This window comes from Desulfomicrobium macestii (assembly GCF_014873765.1).
Taxonomy (GTDB): domain Bacteria; phylum Desulfobacterota; class Desulfovibrionia; order Desulfovibrionales; family Desulfomicrobiaceae; genus Desulfomicrobium; species Desulfomicrobium macestii.
Map to the genome: position 1 here is coordinate 91,007 of NZ_JADBGG010000010.1, position 20,862 is coordinate 111,868.

Annotated in this window: 21 protein-coding genes; 16 read left to right on the forward strand and 5 right to left on the reverse strand. The window is 61.8% G+C overall.

What is annotated here, in order from left to right; translation table 11 throughout:
• Positions 1-214 precede the first annotated feature (214 nt).
• Complete coding sequence (gene gpmI, locus H4684_RS08355) at positions 215-1,747, reverse strand: 2,3-bisphosphoglycerate-independent phosphoglycerate mutase (RefSeq protein ID WP_192623436.1); 1,533 nt, start codon at positions 1,745-1,747, stop codon at positions 215-217.
• Positions 1,744-2,106, reverse strand: coding sequence for a ribosome silencing factor (gene rsfS / locus H4684_RS08360; protein WP_092193606.1), 363 nt, complete (start codon positions 2,104-2,106; stop codon positions 1,744-1,746). The genes gpmI and rsfS overlap by 4 nt, the downstream gene beginning before the upstream one ends.
• Before the next feature lie 278 nt (positions 2,107-2,384).
• Here rsfS and H4684_RS08365 point away from each other — a divergent pair, with 278 nt between their 5' ends.
• The 10 genes from H4684_RS08365 (at position 2,385) to H4684_RS08410 (ending at position 12,450) form a co-directional block, all read left to right on the forward strand.
• The gene (locus tag H4684_RS08365; protein WP_192623437.1) at positions 2,385-3,686 is read left to right on the forward strand and encodes a phenylacetate--CoA ligase family protein; all 1,302 of its coding nucleotides are present in this window, start codon (positions 2,385-2,387) and stop codon (positions 3,684-3,686) included.
• 51 nt (positions 3,687-3,737) lie between these two features.
• Positions 3,738-4,169 carry an ACT domain-containing protein gene (locus H4684_RS08370; RefSeq protein WP_092193604.1) on the forward strand — a complete coding sequence of 144 codons (432 nt, stop codon included), beginning with the start codon at positions 3,738-3,740 and terminating at the stop codon, positions 4,167-4,169.
• A 200-nt stretch (positions 4,170-4,369) separates the two neighbouring features.
• A complete protein-coding gene (locus H4684_RS08375; RefSeq protein ID WP_192623438.1) occupies positions 4,370-5,263 on the forward strand; it encodes a radical SAM/SPASM domain-containing protein in 894 nt (297 codons plus the stop codon).
• A gap of 53 nt (positions 5,264-5,316) precedes the next feature.
• The gene (gene nudC / locus H4684_RS08380) at positions 5,317-6,267 is read left to right on the forward strand and encodes an NAD(+) diphosphatase (RefSeq protein WP_192623439.1); all 951 of its coding nucleotides are present in this window, start codon (positions 5,317-5,319) and stop codon (positions 6,265-6,267) included.
• Between the two features lie 132 nt (positions 6,268-6,399).
• Positions 6,400-7,515, forward strand: a complete 1,116-nt coding sequence (locus H4684_RS08385) for an NAD(P)/FAD-dependent oxidoreductase (RefSeq protein ID WP_192623440.1) — start codon at positions 6,400-6,402, stop codon at positions 7,513-7,515.
• On the forward strand, positions 7,505-8,503 hold the full coding sequence (locus H4684_RS08390) for an ABC transporter ATP-binding protein (RefSeq protein ID WP_225940329.1): 999 nt from the start codon (positions 7,505-7,507) through the stop codon (positions 8,501-8,503). The genes H4684_RS08385 and H4684_RS08390 overlap by 11 nt, the downstream gene beginning before the upstream one ends.
• Entirely contained in the window at positions 8,494-9,708 is a 1,215-nt protein-coding gene (locus H4684_RS08395; protein ID WP_192623441.1) for an ABC transporter substrate-binding protein, read from the forward strand. Before H4684_RS08390 ends, H4684_RS08395 begins: the two co-directional genes overlap by 10 nt.
• 1 nt (position 9,709) lies before the next feature.
• Positions 9,710-10,573 carry an ABC transporter permease gene (locus H4684_RS08400; protein WP_192623442.1) on the forward strand — a complete coding sequence of 288 codons (864 nt, stop codon included), beginning with the start codon at positions 9,710-9,712 and terminating at the stop codon, positions 10,571-10,573.
• The gene (locus tag H4684_RS08405; protein WP_092193598.1) at positions 10,570-11,352 is read left to right on the forward strand and encodes an ABC transporter permease; all 783 of its coding nucleotides are present in this window, start codon (positions 10,570-10,572) and stop codon (positions 11,350-11,352) included. The genes H4684_RS08400 and H4684_RS08405 overlap by 4 nt, the downstream gene beginning before the upstream one ends.
• 54 nt (positions 11,353-11,406) lie before the next feature.
• Entirely contained in the window at positions 11,407-12,450 is a 1,044-nt protein-coding gene (locus H4684_RS08410; protein ID WP_192623443.1) for a GSU2403 family nucleotidyltransferase fold protein, read from the forward strand.
• Between the two features lie 220 nt (positions 12,451-12,670).
• Here the strand turns inward: H4684_RS08410 and H4684_RS08415 are convergent, their stop codons facing one another.
• Positions 12,671-12,952 (reverse strand): hypothetical protein, encoded by a 282-nt coding sequence (locus tag H4684_RS08415; RefSeq protein WP_092194388.1) that lies wholly within the window; start codon positions 12,950-12,952, stop codon positions 12,671-12,673.
• Between the two features lie 282 nt (positions 12,953-13,234).
• Positions 13,235-14,041, reverse strand: coding sequence for a hypothetical protein (locus H4684_RS08420; protein WP_092194390.1), 807 nt, complete (start codon positions 14,039-14,041; stop codon positions 13,235-13,237).
• A gap of 138 nt (positions 14,042-14,179) precedes the next feature.
• On the opposite strand from H4684_RS08420, the gene H4684_RS08425 reads away from it, so the two are divergent.
• From H4684_RS08425 to H4684_RS08440, 4 genes are all read left to right on the forward strand, one after another.
• Positions 14,180-14,848: an adenylate kinase gene (locus tag H4684_RS08425; RefSeq protein ID WP_092194392.1), complete on the forward strand. Its 669-nt coding sequence runs from the start codon at positions 14,180-14,182 to the stop codon at positions 14,846-14,848.
• A 59-nt stretch (positions 14,849-14,907) separates the two neighbouring features.
• Positions 14,908-15,753: a menaquinone biosynthetic enzyme MqnA/MqnD family protein gene (locus H4684_RS08430; RefSeq protein ID WP_192623444.1), complete on the forward strand. Its 846-nt coding sequence runs from the start codon at positions 14,908-14,910 to the stop codon at positions 15,751-15,753.
• A gap of 130 nt (positions 15,754-15,883) precedes the next feature.
• On the forward strand, positions 15,884-16,174 hold the full coding sequence (locus H4684_RS08435) for a hypothetical protein (RefSeq protein WP_192623445.1): 291 nt from the start codon (positions 15,884-15,886) through the stop codon (positions 16,172-16,174).
• A 188-nt stretch (positions 16,175-16,362) separates the two neighbouring features.
• The gene (locus H4684_RS08440; RefSeq protein ID WP_192623446.1) at positions 16,363-16,569 is read left to right on the forward strand and encodes a hypothetical protein; all 207 of its coding nucleotides are present in this window, start codon (positions 16,363-16,365) and stop codon (positions 16,567-16,569) included.
• On the opposite strand, the gene H4684_RS08445 is transcribed toward H4684_RS08440, so the two are convergent.
• Positions 16,570-17,364: an inositol monophosphatase family protein gene (locus H4684_RS08445; protein ID WP_192623447.1), complete on the reverse strand. Its 795-nt coding sequence runs from the start codon at positions 17,362-17,364 to the stop codon at positions 16,570-16,572.
• A 250-nt stretch (positions 17,365-17,614) separates the two neighbouring features.
• Between H4684_RS08445 and H4684_RS08450 the strand changes: the two genes are divergently transcribed.
• Positions 17,615-19,276 (forward strand): hydantoinase/oxoprolinase family protein, encoded by a 1,662-nt coding sequence (locus tag H4684_RS08450; protein WP_192623448.1) that lies wholly within the window; start codon positions 17,615-17,617, stop codon positions 19,274-19,276.
• 11 nt (positions 19,277-19,287) lie between these two features.
• Positions 19,288-20,595, forward strand: coding sequence for a histone deacetylase family protein (locus tag H4684_RS08455; RefSeq protein ID WP_192623449.1), 1,308 nt, complete (start codon positions 19,288-19,290; stop codon positions 20,593-20,595).
• The last annotated feature ends 267 nt before the right edge of the window (positions 20,596-20,862 follow it).

Below are 20,862 nucleotides of genomic sequence, written 5' to 3' on the forward strand. Positions count from 1 at the left end.
TGGCATCGTTGGCGGAATCGTTGCCGCTCGTCCTGCTCCGCTTTTACGCCCTGCACGCAACGATTACGCCGTACGAGGCCCGCGAGGGAGTTTCGAAGCGGCCTGACCGGGCCAACAAGGCCCGCCTCTCCAGCCCACACAAAAAAAAACCGCCGGTTTCCCGGCGGATCGTTTTCCCCTGTCACGGGGACTATTTCGTTCGCGCGCCTTCTGATCAGAGCGGCAGCAGCAGGCTCTCTCCGGTCATCTCCACGGGCTTTTCAATCCCGAGAATGGCCAGAATGGTCGGCGCCACATCGGCCAGGCGACCGTCGCGCACCCTGAAGTTTCCCGGCCCCAAATAAACGAAAGGCACGGGATTCAGGCTGTGGGAAGTCTTCACGTTGCCCTGCGCGTCCAGCATATCCTCGGCGTTGCCGTGGTCCGCCGTGACCAACAGAGTACCTCCCATCTTCACCACGCAGTCCATGACCCGCCCCAGACACTGATCCACGGCCTCGCAGGCCTTGATGGCGGCAGGGATGACCCCGGTGTGTCCGACCATGTCCAGGTTGGCGAAATTGCAGATCACCATGTCGTAGTTCCCCGACTCCAGCGCCTTAACAAGAGTGTCCGTGACCTTGTACACGCTCATCTCCGGCTTGAAATCGTAGGTGGGCACGTCCTTGGGTGAGGGCAGAAGTTCGCGGTCCTCTCCGGGAAAAGGCGTTTCCTGGCCGCCGTTGAAAAAGTAGGTCACGTGGGCGTATTTTTCCGTCTCGGCCGTGCGCAGCTGACGCATGCCCCGCTCGGACACGACCTGGCCCAGGATACGGTCCAGGCTGACCGGCGGAAAGAGCACGGGCAGGCCAAAATCCTTTTCGTAGCGGGTCATGGTCACGAAGCGCGACAGGGCGATCTTGCGCGGCCGCGCGAACCCGGTGAAGCCATCCTCGTTCAGGGCACGGGTCAGCTCACGCGCCCGGTCGGCCCTGAAGTTGAAGAAGAGCACGGCGTCGCCGTCTTCGATCAGGCCCGAAGGCCGCCCATCGCGCAGGATCACGCGGGGTTTCACAAACTCGTCGTTCTCTCCGGCCTCGTATCCGTCGCTGACCGCATCGACCGCGCTCGGGGCGGTCAGGCCCCGGCCATCGGTCATGGCCGCGTAAGCCAGCTCGACCCGATCCCAGCGCTGGTCCCGGTCCATGGCATAGTAGCGCCCCGAGACCGAAACGATGCGCCCCGCGCCAATGCGGGCCAGATCGGCTTCCAGGGCCTTTATGTAGCCCAGCCCGCTGCGCGGCGGCGTATCCCGGCCATCCAGAAACGCGTGCACGCAGATGTCCGCCACGCCCTGATCGCTCAAGGCCTGGATCAGCGCCACGAGATGATCCTGCATGCTGTGCACCCCGCCATCGGAGACCAGGCCCATGAGATGCACGCGCCCCGAGCCCCCCTTGGCCGCGCCCGCAAGCTCGGCCAGTACGGGGTTGGCGGCCAGGGAACCGTCCTCTATGGCCAGGTTGATGCGCATGATGTCCTGATAGACTATACGCCCCGCGCCAAGATTCAGGTGCCCGACCTCCGAGTTGCCCATCTGTCCGTCAGGCAGGCCGACGTCCCGGCCCATGCACTTAAGCTCTCCCTTGGGGTGGGCGGAGAGCAGCGCTTCCATGCGCGGTGTGCGGGCCTGGCTGACGGCGTTCCCCGGACCAGGGGCGGCCTTGCCCCAACCGTCCAGAATGAGGAGCACGCAGGGCTTTTTCATTTTCCTTCCCCGGCCGAGACGCTCGCGGGCAGCTCAAGAACCGTGGCCTGCGAGTAAAGCCCCTCGACGTTGTACATGGAGCGCATCTCGTCCTGAAAAACATGCACGATGACGTCGTTGCAATCGACCAGCACCCATTGGCCGCTCTGCATTCCCTCGACGCCGAAAAATTCCCATTTCCTTTCCGCGAGGCGCTGCATGACTTCGTCCGCCAGGGACTGGGCATGCTTGGCCGATCTGGCCGTGACAAAGATCATGGTCTCGGTCAGGGGGGAAAATCCCCGCACGTCAAGGGCTTTGATATTCGTTCCTTTCTTGTCCGAAAGCCAGGTCACGATCTGTTCAATCTTTTCTTCCATAAGGTTCGCTTACACTCCGTATGCTATTTTATCGCTCAAACTCATATTTTCTACGTCAATTCTCCATGCAGGGCAATGAGGCAAACCTTGACGAATGCGGCGGGTCAAGGCATAGATCTTCAATGCAGTATATTATCGATTCAGACCTTTTCCTGATATTTAGAAGCCCCTTCGGTGAGGGGGCCACGGTGTAGCGCACGCCGCGCGAATGATTCAAATTGCCGTGAACAGCCCCTTGTTCACGGCTTTTTTCATTTTTTTTACCTGGAGGATCAACCATGCTTTACGATGTTTCGAACGAAACCATGCCCCGGGAAGAACTGGAAGGCCTGCAGCTCAGGCGGCTCAAGGCCATGGTTGAAAAGGTCTACTACAACGTACCCTTCTACCAGGCCAGATTCAACGAGATGAACGTCCGGCCCGAGCAGATCCGCTCCCTGGACGACCTGAAGTACCTGCCCTTCACCGAGAAACAGGACCTGCGCAACAACTATCCCTTCGGCCTCTTCGCCGTGCCCCGCGACAATGTCGTGCGCGTGCACGCCTCCTCCGGCACCACGGGCAAGGCCACCGTGGTCGGCTACACCCAGCGCGACGTGAACACCTGGGCCGAGCTGATGGCCCGCTCCCTCATGTGCGCCGGGGCCAGCCGCCGCGACATCGTGCACAACGCATACGGCTACGGCCTCTTCACCGGAGGCCTCGGCATGCACTACGGCGTGGAGCGCCTGGGAGCGACCATCCTGCCCATATCCGGCGGCGGCACCAGGCGACAGGTCATGCTCATGCGCGACTTCGGCTCGACCATCCTGTGCAGCACCCCGTCCTACGCGCTCTTCCTGTACGAATCGATCCTCGCGGCGGGCATGAGCATCTCCGACCTGAAGCTGCACACGGGCATCTTCGGCGCCGAACCCTGGAGCGAAAAGATGCGCTCCGAGATCGAATCCAAGCTGCAGATAAAGGCCCTCGACATCTACGGCCTGTCCGAAATCATGGGCCCGGGGGTGGGCATGGAATGCTGCGACGCCCAGGACGGCCTGCACATCTGGGAAGACCATTTCCTCATCGAGATCATCGATCCCGATACGGGCGAGCAGCTGCCTCTGGGCGAATCCGGCGAACTGGTCATCACCACCATCACCAAGGAAGCACAGCCGCTGATCCGCTACCGCACCCGCGACATCACGCGCATCGAGGCCATCCCCTGCCGGTGCGGCCGCACCCACCGGCGCATCTCGCGCATCCAGGGCCGCAGCGACGACATGCTCATCATCCGCGGCGTGAACGTGTTCCCGCAGCAGATCGAGACCATCCTGCTCGAAACCCAGGGCGTGGCCCCGCATTACCAGCTCATCCTGACCCGTCAGGGCAGCCTGGACATGCTTGAGGTCAAGGTCGAGGTGGACGAAAAGCTCTTCTCGGACGAGATCAGGCATTTACAGCGTATCGAAGCCAAGATACAAAAAAATATCAAGGAATTCCTGGGCGTCACCGCCAAGGTGACCCTGTCCGAACCGCAGAGTATCGAACGCTCCGAAGGTAAGGCCAAACGCATCATCGACCTGCGCAACTCGTAATCAACAGGGCAGGCGCCACCGGGCGTCCCCCACCCCAGACCGGGAGGAACCATGAAAGTTGAACAGATTTCCGTTTTTCTGGAAAACAGAGCCGGCCGCCTGGCCGAAGTGACCAAGACCCTGGCCGAAAACCAGATCAATATCCGCGCCCTGTCCCTGGCCGACACCTCCGATTTCGGCATCCTGCGCCTCATCGTGACCGACAACGAAAAGGCCAAGGAAGTGCTCAAGGCCAAGGGCTTCACCGTGGGCCGCACCAATGTCGTGGCCGCCGAGGTGGGCGATCGTCCCGGCGGACTGCACACCATCCTGGAGATGCTCAACGCCGGAGGGGTGAACGTGGAGTACATGTACGCCTTCGTGACCCAGAGCGGCCGCAACGCCATCCTCATCTTCCGTTTCGACCGCACGGACCAGGCCATCGAGGTCTTGCAGAAGAACAACGTGCGCATCCTGTCCGGAGACGAACTCTACACCCTCTGATTCCAGACCGCGCCGCGCCCGAAAGGGGCAGGCCCTTCCTGCAGTCAAACCCGGCCCTCGTCTCGCGACGGGGGCTTTTTCGTCCAAAGGGAAAATCACGTGCGCACCCTCCTGCCCATGCCGACCGCCAGCCGACCGAACATCGCCGCGCCCCGTCCCGCGCCATCCAGCCCGGAAGACGCCCGGACCACGGAGCACGCGTGACGTCCGCCCGATCCCTGCGATTTCAGCGTGTCTATGTCGAGATCACCAACATCTGCAACCTGCGTTGCGACTTCTGCGCCGGAACGACACGCCCCCCAGCGAGCATGGCCCCCGAGTTCTTCAGTCGCGTCCTGGATCAGCTCGCGCCGCTCACGGATCAGATATGCCTGCACGTCATGGGCGAACCGCTCCTGCATCCGCACCTTGAGACCATCCTTGAACTGTGCGCGGCGGCAGGGATCGGGGTCAACCTGACCACCAACGCCGCCCTGCTCCACGGCAAGGCGGACATGCTGATGCGGGCGCGGGCCCTGCGACAGATCAATTTCTCCATGCAGTCCCTGCGCCGAGGCGAGGGCCTTGACCACGACACCCTGGAACGCATCCTTGAATTCAGCCTGCGCGCGGCGGATGCGCGGCCAGAGCTCTTCATCAACTTGCGACTCTGGACCCTGCAAAACCTCGGATCTCCCGAGCACAGCCAATTCAACGCGGCCATCCTGCAACGCATCGCAGCCGCCCTTGACCGCGAAATCCAGCCCCCTGCGCCGGGACGCAAGAGCTCACGGCTGCTGGGCCGCATCTATCTGCACACGGACACGGTCTTCGAATGGCCGGGCGACCTGACCACGCAGGAAAGATCGCGCGGGTTCTGCCACGCCCTGTCCACCCACTGCGCCATCCTGGTCGACGGCACGGTCTGCCCGTGCTGTCTCGACGCGGACGCAAGGCTCGCCCTGGGCAACATCCACGATGCCCAGCTTGCCGCCATCCTGGATTCGCCACGGGCCAGGGCCATGACCGCCGGTTTCGCGGCGGGCAGGCTCGTGGAAGAGGTCTGCCGCCACTGCACCTATTGCCGCAGGTTCAAAAGCAGGGCACAACGCTGAGTACGCCCCGCGCACAACCCGCGCCGAACACGCAGACCCATCCCGAGTGCCTCATGGATCATTACTCACGCTCCGCCCTCAACACCTTTGCCGGCCTGGTCCTGAACCGCAAACCATCTGCTCCCCTCGATGCCCCGGGCTGGGAAAAAAGCCTGACATCGAAGCGCGCCGTCTTTGTCGTGGTCCGTGGGGACGAGATCCTCTTCGACGGGACCCGCCTCGAACCGCTCCTGCTGGCCCCGCCCATGCTTGGCGCATGCGACCGGGCCCATCTGCAGGCCATGCTCCTGGGCGACGACGGCATCAGCAGCTATTTCGCCATCAACATCGAACGCCTCCCGGCCGGCACGGTCCAATGCCTGAGCAGCCTCGGGACCTTCGTCCCCCTGCGTCGGCACGCGGCCGTGCTGCCAAGGCAAATGGCCGCCCTACTCGGGTACGCCCGCGCCGTCGCGGGCTGGCACAGTCTGGCCCGCTACTGCGGCCTGTGCGGCCACCCCACCATGCCAAGGCCAGGCTCACCGGCCCAGACATGCACCAACCCGGAATGCGGCGCGGTGCATTTTCCCCGCGTCAATCCGGCCATGATCGTCCTGGTGCACCACAGGGACAGCCAGGGCGACAGGTGCCTGCTCGGCCGTCAGTCCCTCTGGCAACCACGGGTCTACTCGGCACTCTCCGGCTACGTGGAGCCAGGGGAAAGCGCCGAGGACGCGGTCCTGCGCGAGGTCATGGAGGAGACGGGAGTCACGGTGCGTGACATTCACTATTTTTCCTCCCAGCCCTGGCCGTTTTCCGGTTCGCTCATGCTCGGCTTTCATGCCCGCGCGACCAGCACCGAAATTCACCTCGACGATGCCGAACTCGAGGACGCCCGCTGGTTCGCACGTCACGAAATCCCCGCCCTGCTCGATTCCGGCGAGCTGGCCCTGCCATCGGCCGAAACCATCGCCCGGCATCTCTTCGACGCCTGGTATCTTGGCGGCGACATCGGCCGGGACTGAACCCTTTTGCCTTCCGGCAGGCAAACCGCGCGGCAGGCCGGATCGGGTCAGATCATTGCATCCGCCCGATGATTATGGTTAAAGATATGAAAGCAGACTGCCGGTTTTGAAATATCACCACGGGAGAAAACCATGGGTAAAAAATTGCTCCTGGCCGGAGGCGGCCACGCACATATGACCATCCTGGCCCACATGCGGGATCTGGTCCGGGAAGGACACGAAGTAACCGTCGTACAGCCGTCGGACTTTCATTATTATTCCGGCATGGGCCCAGGCATGCTCGGCACGACCTACACTCCGGACGAGATCCGCTTCGCCACCCGCCAGGTTGTCGAAAGCATGGGCGGAACCTTCGTGCGGGACAAGGTCACGCACATAGCCGCCGACGAGCGGCAGGTCACCCTGGCCTCCGGCAGCACCCTGGAATACGACGTGCTGTCATGCAACGCGGGCAGCTTCATTCCCTTTGACAATATCCACGGCGACACGTCGAACATCTTCACGGTCAAGCCCATCGAACGGCTGCAGGAAGCGCAGCGGGCCGTGATATCCCTCTGCGCGGCCAGGACACGGCCCCATGTGGCCGTGGTCGGCGGCGGTCCGGCCGCGCTCGAAATCGCGGGCAACGTGCGCAAGCTCGCCAAACTGCGCGGACGGCACGCGCCTCGAATCACCCTCTTTGCAGGACGCCAACTCCTGGGCCGCTTTCCGGAAAAGATCCAGACCATGGCCCGGGATTCCCTCACTCTTCAGGACATCACTATCAATGAAGACGGCTATGTGGACGAAATCCGCAACGGCGTCATCATCCAGAACGGAAAACATCATCACCCGGACATGGTCTTCGTGGCCACGGGCGTGCGCCCCTCACGGATTTTTGCCGACTCGGGACTGCCCACGGGAGTCACGGGAGGCCTGCTGGTCAACGAATGGCTGCAAAGCGTGCAGCATCCTGAAATTTTCGGCGGCGGCGACTGCATCGATTTCGAACCCAAGGCTCTGGACAAGGTCGGCGTCTATGCCGTGCGCGAAAACCCGGTCCTGCTGCGCAATGTCCGCGCCAGCCTGAACGGAACCAGGCTGCAGCGCTTCGATCCCGGCGGAAGCTACCTGCTCCTCTTCAACATGGGCGACGACACGGCCATTTTCAGCAAGGGACCGCTCATGTTCCGCAACTGGCTGGGATTTTTAATCAAAGACTATATAGATCGACGCTTCATGCGTCACTTCCAGGCTCTTGAACGCTGACGCCGAAACGACGGATCTGCTGCGGGTCACGGCCCTCGGCAAACGCTTCGGCGGCATGGAGGTCTTTCGGGACATAAGCTTCGGCGTGCCCCGGGGCAGCCTCGTCTCCCTGGTCGGGCCGTCCGGGGCGGGCAAGACGACCCTGCTGCACATCATCGCCGGGCTTGAGACCGCCGACAGCGGGACCGTCAGCCACTTCGGCGGCGAAGGGAAGAAGCCGCAGGCCATCCTCGTCTTTCAGGACTACGTGCTCTTCCCGAACATGACGGTCTTCCAGAACATCGCCTTTGGCCTGAAGGCCCGGAAGATGTCCAGGGACGCCATCCGGGACAAGGTCATGCCCATGCTCGGCTACTTCCACCTTGAGGACAGGCGGGATGCCTATCCGTCAGAGCTCTCGGGCGGACAGAAGCAGCGCGTGGCCATTGCCAGGGCCATGGTTCTTGAACCCTCACTGCTGCTTCTGGACGAGCCCTTCGCCAACCTCGACCGCAACCTGAAGATGGAGACGGCCCTCTTCATCCGCTCCACCCAGCGCAGCTTCGGCATCACCACGATCTGCGTGACCCACGACCTGCAGGAAGCGCTGGCCATGTCCGACCGCATCGGGGTCATGCTCGGGGGCAGCCTGCGTCAATACGCGCCGCCGCTGGACGTCTACCGGCGGCCCGTGGACATGGAAACGGCGCGCTTTCTGGGGCCGGTCAACACCATCACCGCCCCCCTGGCCCGTCTTCTGGGCCTTGAGACCTGCCGACTGCGGCCCGAAGCCCTGCGCCTGGAGCCGGACCCGGACGGCCCCGCCGTCATAACAGCCACGCATTTCGCGGGGCACTACCTGTGCTACACTCTGCGCGTCCTGGACCAGGACCTCGTGGTCTACGCCCTGGAACCCATGGGGCAGCCAGGGGACAGGATGCACATCCGCGTTTCAAACCAGTATCCGCCCATCTTCAGCGGCTCTCTTCCGGAGGATTCATGCGCATAAAACTACTTTTCATCATGCTCCTTGCGGCCCTGACCGCCGGATGCTCCGACGCCCCGGAACAGACCTCCGTGCTGCAGCAGGACATCGCGAGCCTGGAAAAGACCGTGCGTGGCACCGAGGTGCGCTGGCACATGTGGGGAGGCAGCGCCCAGATCAATCAATGGGTCGACACTTTCGTGACCTCCGAGATGAAACGCCTTTACGACGTGAACGTGGTCCGGGTGCCCATGGACGCGCCGGTCTTCGTCAACAAGCTGTTGACCGAGAAGGCCGCGGGCAAGACCACCGGGACCATGGACCTCCTGTGGATCAACGGCGAGAATTTCAAGAATTCCATGCAGGCCGGGGTGCTCTTCGGACCCTTCACGGACAGGCTGCCGAACTTTTCGGCCTGGTACGACCCGCAAAAATCGGCCCATGATTTCGGCTACCCCGTGAACGGCTTCGAGGCACCCTACGGCCGTGCCCAGTTCGTCTTCGAGTACGACACGGCCCGCACGCCGACGCCTCCGGCCAACCTGGCCGAGCTTGCGGACTGGATAAGGGCCAACCCGGGGCGCTTCACCTACCCGCAGCCCCCGGATTTCACGGGATCGGCCTTCCTGCGCCAGGTCTTCTACGCCACAACCGGCGGCCACGAGCAGTACATGAACGGCTTCAACGCCGAGCTCTACGCCAAGAACGCCCCCAGGACCTTTGACTGGCTTGGCGAACTCAAACCCCACCTGTGGCAGCAGGGGCGGACCTATCCCAAGGACGCCGCCGCGCTGGACACCCTGTTCGCGCGGGGCGAAATAGACATGGCCATGTCCTACCACCCGGCCCACGCGCAGATGAAAATTCTGGAAAAGACCTACCCCGATACGGTGCGGACCTTTGTCCTGGCCGAGGGGGCCATCTTCAACACCCACTTCACGGCCATCCCCTTCAATGCCCCGAACAAGGCGGGCGCCATGGTCCTGGCCAATTTCCTGATGAGTCCCGAGGCCCAGCTCTCCAAGTTCAGGCCCGAAAACTGGGGCGACCTGCCCGCTCTCGAGGTTACAAAACTCGAAGAGACGCAGCGCAAGGCCTTTGACGAGGTCGATCTGGGCGCGGCCACCCTCGGGATGGACGTCCTCTCCGCGGCAGCCGTGCCGGAGATCAGCCCCGAATATCTGGAACTTCTTGAAAGGGACTGGGACACGTTCATTCTCGGGCACTAGAATGCATCGCCGGACACTCCGGGGCCTTGCGCCCCTGCTGCTTCCATACTGCGCCCTCTTCTGCGCGGGCATGGCCCTGACCCTGGCCCAGAGCCTGGGCCTCTTCCTGCCGCTGGGCACAGGGGAGGCGACCCTTGACCACTACCGGACCCTGCTCCAGGATCCGGCGATGGCCCAATCACTTGGCCTGTCCCTGTTCGTGGCCCTCGTCTCGGCGGCAGGCTCGGTGCTGGGCGGCACCGTCCTGGCTCTGGCCCTGTGGCGCATGCCGCCCGGACTGCGCCGGGTGGGCGTCGTCTCCAAGGTGGGGCTCATCCTGCCTCACGTGGCGGTGGCGTTTCTGGTCCTTCTCTTCCTCGGCAGGACGGGCCTTGTATCTTCCGCCCTCTTTCAGACGGGGCTCATCGCCTCCCCGGAGGAATTCCCGAACATCCTGCACACGGGCAGCGGGCTGGGCATGATCATGGCATTTCTCATCAAGGGCGTGCCGTTTGCCCTGCTGCTGATCGGCGCCGTGCTCTTCGGCTTCGACGTCAGGCTGGTCCAGACGGCGCGCATGCTCGGGGCCGGGCCGTGGCGCACCTTTTGGTCCGTGACCCTGCCCCGGCTCCTGCCCGCGATGCACAGCGCCTTCATCATCCTCTTTCTGTACGCCTTCGGTTCTTTTGACATCCCCTTCGTGCTTGGCGAATCGCACCCCGGCATGCTCTCCATCCGGGTCTACGACATTTTTTTCCAGCGCGACCTTGACCAGCGCCCCCTGGCCATGGCCATCCTGACGCTCATGTTCCTCTTCGCCGGTCTTTTCGCCATGCTCTACAACCGCTTCGCGGCCTATCTCGACGGATGGAGGCGCAAGCTGTGAGACACGCCCCGACCATCATCGCCCTGGCCCTCATGTTCCTGCTGCCGGTCGTCGTGCTGATTTTGCAGGCCGGGGCTCCGGGCTGGCGCTTTCCGGAACTTTGGCCGGAGCTTTCCCTCGACGGACTGCGCTTCCTCGCGGCCCGTCCGGGCCCCTTCCTGACCGCCCTGGCTGGCTCGCTCGGATATTCACTGGCGACGGTGGCCCTGACTCTGGCCATGACCATCCTCCCGGCGCAGGTACTGGCCTTTGGATCCTTTGCCGGAAAGAACCTGCTCGAAGGCCTGCTCCTGCTTCCGGCCCTGGTTCCGGCCATGACCTTCTCCATGGGCCTGCACTTCATCTTCATCAAGATCGGCCTGGCCGACACCATACCCGGCGTGATCCTGGTCCTGTCCATGATCAGCTATCCGTACATGCTGCGCGCCCTGACCACGGGCTATTCGCTCATGGGCCGCGAGTACGGAATCTGCGCACGCAATCTGGGAGCATCGAAGTGGACCGTCTTTCTGGAGGTTGAAATGCCACTGCTGCTTCCGGCCATGGCCGCTGGCGGAAGCGTGGTCTTTCTGGTGGCTTTTTCCGAATATTTTCTGGTCTTTCTGATCGGAGGCGGCAGCGTCGCGTCCTTCACCGGCTATCTCTTCCCGCTCATCACCTCCTCCAACCGGGGCCTCGGAGCCCTGGTGACCCTGGCCTTTCTGGCAGTGCCCATCGCGCTCTTCATCGTACTGGAACTGGTGCTGTACAGATATTACCGCAAACGGCGAATGCGATAGGAGTTTGCGCACGCGCGACTATACTTCATTTTCAAATTGAATTATAGTTGCAGTATGAAACGACTTCCGCTCATCACACACAGCCTCTTTGCCGAACTTGTCGACCAGTGCAGGTCGGAACCCCGAAGCCCCGAACTATGGCCGTTGAGTGGCAGCATCGTCACGGTGCCGGTCGGTGATCAGGAGCACTGGTATTTCCAGAAAAGCAGACGAACCACCTCCGGAAAATACCAGCAGCGCGAATATATCGGGCCTGTCGAGGATCAGGGTCTCGCCGCCAAGGTGGCTGCGTTCGAGGCGGCCAAGGCGGGATACAACGGACGCATGGAGATAATCAGCACGCTCAAATCGTCAGGAGTTGCCGCGCCAACGGGCAAGCTGGCCAATCTTCTGCTTAGATTGCATGAGGCAGGCGTACTTGAGCGGGCACTCGTAGTAGGGACCATCGCTTTCCAGGCATACGGCGCGATGCTCGGGGCAAAATTCGGTCAATCCGCATTTCACACCCTGGACCTCGACATGACCCAGGCCGAGACAATCTCCCTTGCGGTGGGAAAAAATGTCAACGTCCCGTTGCTGGAAGTGCTTACGGGGCTGGATGAAACATTCCGCGAAGTGCCCGGCATGGACCCGCGAACCCCGCCGGTATCCTACATCAATCAAGACAAAATCCGCCTGGACGTGCTCATGCCCTTCACCGATCCGGACAGGGGACCCATTCACTCCTTGAAACTCGGGAGTCATGGACAGCCGCAAAGACTGCTCGACTACCTCGTTGCGGATCCGGTTGAAACGATCCTGCTCGTCGGCGGCGGCGCGCCCACTCAGGTCCCGTCCCCCGCACGCTTCGCACTGCACAAGATAATCGTCTCGCAACGACGGAATTCGATCGAAACAGCCAAAAAGCGCAAGGATCTGCTCCAGGCGCAACAGCTCATCGAACTGCTCATGGAAGATGATCCGGACTCACTGCGCAACGCCTGCAAAGATCTCAAGGGCCGAGGGCCGAAATGGAACGCGTATTTCAAGGATGGGGTCGGGGCTTTGGGCAGTGTGGGGATAAAAGAAAGTCTCGCGGAAATCTGTGATGAAGTCTGATCAAGGAGCCGACTCGAAATCGGAAAAAACTCGGAATGATCCAGATGCGCGCCCGGCAAAACCTTTCGGGCCCTCTGCCACCAAAAGAACCTGGGGCAGCATTTGATCGCCATAAAAAAACAGGGACTTCCGCGTAAAGCTGAAATCCCCCTGTTCCCTTCGGACGCTTGGGCCTGCCTAGAGATCGCGGCTTTTTTGTCCCAACGGTCCGGGCAGAAGATTATTTTTTGATGCCGGTCGGGCAGACGTCATCCTTGAGGCAATAGCTTTCCACGAATCGTCCGACCTGAACGCCCATGTGCACGCATTTTCTTCCGGCCAGACAGTCCTCGACATCCTTCTTGTCCAGATGGGTTTCCAGGGAGTGGTCCCCGTGCGTGAATTCGACCACCCAGGCTTCGGTCTTTTCCTCGTAATAACACGATGTCTGAACGCCGTTCTTCTCTATTTCCGGGAACATTTCCCCGATCCTCGCCAAGAGTTCGCTCGCTTTCACCTGCATTGAATGCCTCCTTGATTGCACGGTCCGATCACTCGAAATTTCCATTGTGAACCTGTCAGACTTTGAACGAAAAAACAATCCTGAACCAAATATGCGAAGCAGACAGGAGTCCTGCCGGACAGCGTCCCGGGCCTGCATGACTTCTGAAATGTGATGGAGCCCGCTTGCGAAAAATCATATCCATCGAGAAGAAGACGTATACGTCTTCACGATGTGCGAATCAGCCGTTTTCAGGAGGGGAAAGCAGACCGGGGCCGCTTCGACGCCCCCGTCCAGCCCTTCTCAATGCCCGGTCCGGTCCAGCACGCAGATCGTCTTGTCTTCCGGATCGAAGACCTCGTCCAGAATGGCGTCCACATGCTCACGTCGGCGGCTGAAAATCTTGGCGCAGGATTCCTCAAGCGCCGCTCGGGCCTTGGAGTCCAGCGGCAGATCCGGGAAGGCGGGCAAATCGTAATCCTCGAAGACCAGGGGCGCGTAGGCCAGGTCCCGGTCCAGGGTCCAGGTCTGTCCACCGCCGCCGGTCACGGACTCCTTGAGCACCTGGGCCTGATCCATGCGCTTGGCAAAGGCCAGGGATTCGGAAGGGCGGTTGGATTCGTTGACGGTCTTGACGCGGGTGTTGATCTCTTCGCCGAGCCTACGCAGCTGGTCATGATTGACGGTGATCATCACCCGGCCGGGATGCAGCGGGTCGGAGTAGGGGGTTCCGTGCATGTAGGATTCGATCATGCGCGCCAACGGTTCGTAGATCTCCCATACGGTCTTGGCGAAAAGCCCCTTGCGGGTGAAACTGCGCGGCCTGCGGAATTGCAGGCTGCAAACCTTGTGCGTGTACAGAGCCGGATCGTCGAGGGTCACGCCCAGCGAATCAAAAAAAAGACGGGAGTCGGCTTCGGCCCCGAGCAGGCAGTTGAGACCCGCGAACCAGGACCGGATGTTTTCAACCTGGGGCTTGAGCTTGGCGACCTGCGCTTCAAAAAAAGCGATCTCTTCCTCAAGGGCCGTGCGCGCCCCGAAAAACGTGTCGGCCGCCTCGCGCAGCCCCTCTTCCACCAACGCGTTACCCCATTCATCCAGAAGTCCCATGCGCCCCCCGTTCAGTGCTGATTCATGACGACTCTACGCACCCCAATCAGTCCTGACAAGCGCGCTTCCGATCTTTGATTGACAGGCTCAAGGGCTGGCTATAGTACTTTGTGAAATTTTTTACAGGAGGTTTACGCCTTGAATATTCTGATTTTCGGACCCAATGGCAGTGGCAAGGGAACCCAGGGCTCCCTGGCGAAGAAGAAGTACGATCTGGACCACATCGAGTCCGGCGCGATTTTCCGCAAGCACATCGGCGGCGGCACTGAGCTTGGCCTGAAGGCCAAGGCTTACATCGATCGCGGCGAGCTCGTTCCCGACGACATCACCATCCCCATGGTCCTCGACGTACTCAAGAACGCGAGCCCCAACGGCTGGCTGCTGGACGGCTTTCCCCGCTCCATCGTGCAGGCCCAGAAGCTGTGGGAAGCACTGCAGGCCGACGGCGTAAAGCTGGACTTCGTCATTGAAATCCTCCTGCCCCGCGAAGTGGCCAAGAACCGCATCATGGGCCGCCGCCTCTGCAAGAACGACAACAACCATCCCAACAACATCTTCATCGACGCCATCAAGCCCGACGGCGACAAGTGTCGCGTCTGCGGCGGCGAGCTCACCGCCCGTGCCGACGACCAGGATGAAGACGCCATCGACAAGCGTCACAACATCTACTACGACACCACCACCGGCACCTTGGCCGCTTCCTATTATTACAAGAACCTGTCCAAGGAATTCGGCTTCAAATACATTGAACTCGACGGCGAAGGTTCCATCGACGACATCCGCGCCACCCTCATGGCTCAGCTGTAAGCCAGGCGTTCATCTCAAGATGAGGAAAGGCGGGGGAAGCCCCGCCTTTTTTATTTATCATGACACTTCAGATCGGCAGAATCGACTATCTCAACATCTGGCACGTTTTCCACCTTCTGGCCAAGACCTGCCCCGAAGGTCCGGATTTTCACTATGTGCCCGATCACCCCAGCGAGCTGAACCGGGCTTTGGCCAAGGGCGAACTGGACATCTCGCCGTCCTCTTCTTTCGAGTACCTTCTCCACGCCGAAAATTACGTTCTCCTTCCCGGAGCCTCGATCTGCGCCCGGAAGGAAGTCCAGAGCGTCCTCTTTCTCTCTCCGGTTCCCCTGGAAGAGCTGCCAGGGTGGCTTGCCCACAACCCGGGTCCGGTCTGCCTGACCGGGGCATCGGCCACATCCACCGCCCTTCTTAAGGTTCTGTGGTCCCAGAAATGGAAGCTGCCCGAGCCGCATTGGATGACCGTCGAACCCGGACACGGCCTGTCCACCGGACGCCCCTTCCTGGAAATCGGCAACCTCGCCCTGCGCCATTTCGTAGATCCGCCCGCAGGCTACCATGTCGTCGACCTGGCCACCGAGTGGGCGAACTGGACCGGACTGCCTTTTGTTTTCGCGGTCTGGATCGTGCGCCGGGCGCTCTCCGCTGCCGCCCGCGAACAGCTGGCCCGCCTGCGCTTGCAGATCAACGCCATCACCGCCGATCTAGACAGCCATTTCGAAACCCTGTCCCGCCTGCCCGAGCTTCCGGCCTGGCTGACCAGTCCGGACCTGTTTCGCTACTGGCGCGCCATGAGTTACGGGCTGGGGCCTGACGAACAGGCCTCCCTGGCCCTCTTCGGCGAGCGCTGCACGAAGCAGGGGCTGCTGCCCGGCATGCCGGGGCTGCGCTGGTTCGACGCCTGAAGCCATCCGCGACAGTCCCTTTGGACTCACGAATCAAGGACTCAGCGGCCCTTCCCCGACCTCAAGTTTTCATGTACTCCATCCGATAAGATTGATCAGGCGTCATGTTCCGACACCAAAGGGAGGAGTTATGGACATTGAAGGAACCCTTGGGGGCATCTCCCAGGGCTACGCAAAGCAGACCTTCGGAGCCGCCGTGGTCGGGAAAACCCTCGACTACATGAACGGCGCAGGTGCCTCGAATGCTCAGCCCTTTGACAGGGAAACATTCGGGGCGGCCGTGGTGACCAAAACGCTCGATACCATGAACGCGAACACGAACCGTCATCAAAACAGAACCCAGAACTCATACTCGTTTCAAAAGGATGTGCTCATGCCCACCTATACGGGCCGGGGCACCATTCTCGACGATCTGGGATGAGAAACGGAACATGACGCTCATTGCGGGAAAGTCCCGCAATCTGGCCCCGGGTGCGTGCAGTCGGGGCCTTTTGCATTTCTTGGCGCGCGCAAATTCAAGTTTTTCGCCGATCGTCCGATACGTCATACAGGGCATGGACGCCCCTTTTGACGCAATACCCGTGGCCATGGACGGCCGAGGAGGCGAAGATGAGTTTGCGCGTGGACAAACCCCAGGCTCAGGGGAGATGGAGAGAAGGCCAGCTTTCCTGGGACATGGGACATCAGAAAAAGAGACAGCAGAAGAACCAGTCCCCTGACGGCGAAACGTCCAGCAAGGATGCGGAAAGCGGATCGCTGTACAATTCCAAGGGAGACCTCATCCCTCTTTCCTCTTCCCTGAAAACAGGCACCTGATCACAGGGCGCGGTCCGCCGCGTCCTCAAGACGAAGCAAGGCCAGCAGGTCCTCGTGGACTAGGCCGTTGGTGGCCACGATCATGTGGCCGCCAAGGCCGTACTCTCCGTCCAGACCGCCTACCCTCCCCCCGGCTTCCTCCACCAGCAGCCATCCGGCGGCTGTGTCCCAGGGCTTGAGGCCGGTCTCGTAATATCCCTCGAACCGTCCGCAGGCCGTGTAGGCCAGGTCCACGGCCGCCGAACCCAGGCGCCGGATGCCCTGGGAAGCGAGCAGCACCCTTTGCAGCCGCAGGCAGATCTCATCGACCTCCGTATAAAAGGAATAAGGGAATCCCGTGGCGATGAGGGAATTCTGCATGCTTGCCTCGCGGCTGACGCCGATGCGGGTCCCGTTCAGAAAGGCGCCCTGGCCGCGCACCGCCCAGAAAAGCTCTTCGAGCATCGGCACGTAGACCGCGCCCATCTCCACCCGTCCCTCCTTCCACAGGGCCACGGACACGGCGACAATGGGCAGGCCGTGAGCGTAGTTGGTGGTGCCGTCCACGGGATCGACGATCCAGGTCAGCGCGCCGGGATCAAGGGACATGTGCGATTCCTCGGCCAGGACCGTGGAGCCGGGAAGCAGCGCCGGCAAACCCTCAAGCAACAACTTCTCCACCGCCAGATCGGTCTGGGTGACCAGATCGATGCGGCCCTTGAAGGTGATCTCCTTGGCGTCGTTCCATTGTGCGCGCACCACCCCGCCCGCCTGCCGCACGCAGGCCAAAAAACCGTCCACCAACTGTTTATCCATGATTTCCCTCCGTTTACTGAATTCTGCTTGCGCTTCGTCTTCAGTCCGGTAAATATGCAACTTGAAAAAGCAACTTGTGTTTCCTGCCTTCGCCCCGCCGCCACCTTGTTCCCGCTCCGGGGTGCGACAGACCTGAAAAAAACACAAGCCCCAAGCCTCCGCCTCCTCCTCAGGATCATTGAGGAATCGCCGAGGCGACCGGGAGCCGCTGCACCCGTCGCGGCCAACAGTCAGCCCAAGGATCGGACTTATGCTTATCGGAATCGATGTCGGAGGAACCCACACGGACGGCGTCTGCATCCGGGACGGCCGGGTGGAAGCCATGGCCAAGGTCCCCACGGATCACGACAACCTGCTCGCGACCATCACCGAGGCGTTGTGCGCCATCCTGAAGGATTGCAAGGGCGCGGAAATCCGCACCATCAACCTGAGCACCACTCTTTCCACCAACTCCATCGTCACAGGCCACACCGAAAAAGTGGGCATGTTCGTCATTCCCGGACCGGGAATCGACGCGGGAGCATACGCGCTGGGCACCCAGTACCATATCCTGTCAGGATGCGTCGACCATCGCGGAGCCATCTCCGCCAAGGCCCGGGTGGACCAGATCAAGCCCATGGCCGCTCGCTGCCGCGAAGAGGGCATCCGCGTCTACGGAGTGGTGGGCAAGTTCTGCACGCGCAATCCCGAACAGGAAACGGCCATGGCCGAGGCCCTCGCCCCGCAAGCCGATTTCGTGACCCAGGGCCACCGCGTATCCGAATCCCTCAATTTCGGGCGGCGCATCAGCACCGTCTATTACAACTCGGCCGTCTGGCGCACCTTCAACGCCTTTGCCGATGCCCTTGAGCAGAGCCTCAAAGACCTGGACATCCAGGCCGACATCAACATCGTGAAAGCCGACGGCGGGACCATGCCCCTGAAGCTGGCCCGGGAGATCCCGGTGCAGTCCATCTTCTCCGGGCCTGCCGCCTCGGTCATGGGCATCCTCAGCACCTCGCCGGTGCAGGAGGACGCGCTGATCCTCGACATCGGCGGCACCACCACGGACATGGCCGTGCTCCTGGACGGCGTCCCGCTCCTGGAGCGCGACGGCATCTCCATCGGCGAACACCCCACCCTGGTGCGGGCGCTAAAAGTCGAATCCATCGGCATCGGCGGCGACTCGTTCATCAGCTCCCGCGACGGCCAACTGCGGGTCGGACCGGATCGCCACGGCCCGTGCATGGCTGCCGGCGGACCCGCCCCGGCGCTCATGGACGCCATGAACGTCCTCGGACACGCCTCTTTCGGCGACCGGGAGCGCTCGGCCAAGGGCATCAAGGAAGTGGCCATGACCCAGGGCCTGTCCGCCCGTGAATGCGCCGAACAGGCCGTCAGCCTGGCCATGGACATCCTCAAGAAAAAGGTTGCGGCTTTCCTGGCGGCCATCAATGCCCGCCCGGTCTACACCATCCAGGAAATTCTGGAGGACCGGATCGTGCGTCCCAAGAGCATCCTGGTCATCGGCGGTCCGGCCGTGGCCATGGTCCCGCTCCTGGAAGAAGCCTTCGGCCTGCCCGTGGTGGCCCCGCAGCACGCGGAAGTGGCCAACGCCATCGGCGCATGCCTGACCCGGCCGACCCAGTCCCTGGTCCTGACCGTGGACACCTCGCGCGGCAGCTTCACCGTGCCAGGCCTTGGCATCCACAAGACCGTCAAGCGCACCTACACCCTTGAAGAGGCCGTGCACGACGCCACCACCATGTTGCGGGCCGAGCTGGACCGTCAGGGCATTCCCGCAGAAGAAGGCGACATCCAGGTCATCCAGGCCGATGCCTTCAACATGGTCGAGGGGCACTACACCATCGGCCGCAACGTCCGTGTCCGCTGTCAGATGCGACCCGGCGTCACCACCATCCTGGCATCCTGAACGGAGGGACCATGCTCACCGCACAATCAAGCCTCGGCATCATTTTCTTCCCGGCCTTCGACTGGGCCATCTCCCCCACCCATCCCGAGCGGGAGGAGCGACTGCTCTACACCCAGGACCAGTTCCGGGAAGAGGGCATCTTCGACATCGAGGGCATCCGCGAATACCGCCCCCTCGTGGCCGAGGAAAAAGACATCATGCGCGCCCATTTCTGCTTTCCCAGCGTGAAGTCCGTCTGCACGGATTCGCATTTCATCTCGGCCGGCGGAGTCATCCGCGCGGCCCAGCTGGTCATGCAAAAGGAACGGCAACGCGCCTTCGCGGTGGTCCGGCCTCCCGGGCACCACGCCATGCGCACGGTCCACGGCAGCCGCGGCTTCTGCAACATCAACATCGAAGCGGTCATGATCGAATGGATCCGTGAGAACTACGGCAACCTGCGCGTGGCCATCATCGACACGGACTGCCACCACGGCGACGGCACCCAGGACATCTACTGGCATGACCCGGACGTGCTCTTCATCTCGCTGCATCAGGACGGCCGCACCATCTATCCCGGCACGGGCTTCCCCTCGGAATCCGGCGGCCCCAAGGCCCTGGGCCGGACCATCAACGTGCCCATGCCCCCGCGCACCTCGGATGAAGGCTATCTCATGACCGTGGAGAGGATCGTCATGCCCATCCTCGATCACTTCAAACCCGACCTGATCATCAACTCCGCCGGGCAGGACAACCACTTCTCCGACCCCATCACCAACATGAACTTCACGGCCCAAGGCTACGCCAAGCTCACCCAGATGCTCAAACCAGACATCGCGGTGCTCGAAGGCGGATACGCCATCAAGGGCGCGCTGCCCTACGTCAACCTGGGCATCAGTCTGGCGCTGGCCGGAGTGGATTTCTCCGCCGTGCAGGAACCCGATCTGGACCGGGAGAAGATTCGCGAACAAAAATCCACCATCGACTATCTCGAAGCCCTGTGCGACCAGCTGCCGGAAGTCTACTTCAACCCCAGGCCCTCGGAGGCCGTGCGCGAGGGCGGATATTTCACGCGCCGCCGCTCCATCTACTACGACACGGACGACATCACCGAGACCCAGGTCGAGCGTCTCAAGGACTGTCCGCACTGCCCGGGACTTCTCATCGTCGAGAGCGAAACCGCCAAAACGCCCAAATCCCTGGGACTGCACGTGCCGGTTCAGGGCTGCGACATGTGCAGCCAGGAAGCCGAGGAGCGTTTCGCCAAATCCCGCGAGGCAGGCTTCGCCCACGCCCAGCTCTCCGACCGCGTGACCAAAAGATACGAATACGCCAAGTAAAAGACGCCGGGCAGAGGGCTCCCCTCTGCCCGGCCCCCCTTCCAAACGACGCCGATCATGCCCTGAATCCATCCCCCTGCCTTCTGATTTCATTTACTTTCAAACAGCCAACATAAGGATGGATTCCCGCCTTCGCGGGAATGACTATTTTTTGCTGCGACAGATTGAATCCTGGACGGCGACATCAAGAACAGACAGGCAACAGCAGGATGGATTCCCGCCTTCGCGGGAATGACTATTTTTTGCTGCGATAGATTGAATCCTGGA

What these genes read in the sequence shown, in the direction of transcription:
- H4684_RS08415 (WP_092194388.1), bottom strand. Translation starts at nt 12,952, where the DNA reads ATGCAGGTGAAAGCGAGCGAACTCTTGGCGAGGATCGGGGAAATGTTC.
- H4684_RS08440 (WP_192623446.1), top strand. Translation starts at nt 16,363, where the DNA reads ATGAGTTTGCGCGTGGACAAACCCCAGGCTCAGGGGAGATGGAGAGAA.
- H4684_RS08445 (WP_192623447.1), bottom strand. Translation starts at nt 17,364, where the DNA reads ATGGATAAACAGTTGGTGGACGGTTTTTTGGCCTGCGTGCGGCAGGCG.
- H4684_RS08400 (WP_192623442.1), top strand. Translation starts at nt 9,710, where the DNA reads ATGCATCGCCGGACACTCCGGGGCCTTGCGCCCCTGCTGCTTCCATAC.
- H4684_RS08435 (WP_192623445.1), top strand. Translation starts at nt 15,884, where the DNA reads ATGGACATTGAAGGAACCCTTGGGGGCATCTCCCAGGGCTACGCAAAG.
- nudC (WP_192623439.1), top strand. Translation starts at nt 5,317, where the DNA reads ATGGATCATTACTCACGCTCCGCCCTCAACACCTTTGCCGGCCTGGTC.
- H4684_RS08370 (WP_092193604.1), top strand. Translation starts at nt 3,738, where the DNA reads ATGAAAGTTGAACAGATTTCCGTTTTTCTGGAAAACAGAGCCGGCCGC.
- H4684_RS08420 (WP_092194390.1), bottom strand. Translation starts at nt 14,041, where the DNA reads ATGGGACTTCTGGATGAATGGGGTAACGCGTTGGTGGAAGAGGGGCTG.
- H4684_RS08395 (WP_192623441.1), top strand. Translation starts at nt 8,494, where the DNA reads ATGCGCATAAAACTACTTTTCATCATGCTCCTTGCGGCCCTGACCGCC.
- gpmI (WP_192623436.1), bottom strand. Translation starts at nt 1,747, where the DNA reads ATGAAAAAGCCCTGCGTGCTCCTCATTCTGGACGGTTGGGGCAAGGCC.
- H4684_RS08410 (WP_192623443.1), top strand. Translation starts at nt 11,407, where the DNA reads ATGAAACGACTTCCGCTCATCACACACAGCCTCTTTGCCGAACTTGTC.
- H4684_RS08450 (WP_192623448.1), top strand. Translation starts at nt 17,615, where the DNA reads ATGCTTATCGGAATCGATGTCGGAGGAACCCACACGGACGGCGTCTGC.
- H4684_RS08365 (WP_192623437.1), top strand. Translation starts at nt 2,385, where the DNA reads ATGCTTTACGATGTTTCGAACGAAACCATGCCCCGGGAAGAACTGGAA.
- H4684_RS08430 (WP_192623444.1), top strand. Translation starts at nt 14,908, where the DNA reads ATGACACTTCAGATCGGCAGAATCGACTATCTCAACATCTGGCACGTT.
- H4684_RS08385 (WP_192623440.1), top strand. Translation starts at nt 6,400, where the DNA reads ATGGGTAAAAAATTGCTCCTGGCCGGAGGCGGCCACGCACATATGACC.
- rsfS (WP_092193606.1), bottom strand. Translation starts at nt 2,106, where the DNA reads ATGGAAGAAAAGATTGAACAGATCGTGACCTGGCTTTCGGACAAGAAA.
- H4684_RS08455 (WP_192623449.1), top strand. Translation starts at nt 19,288, where the DNA reads ATGCTCACCGCACAATCAAGCCTCGGCATCATTTTCTTCCCGGCCTTC.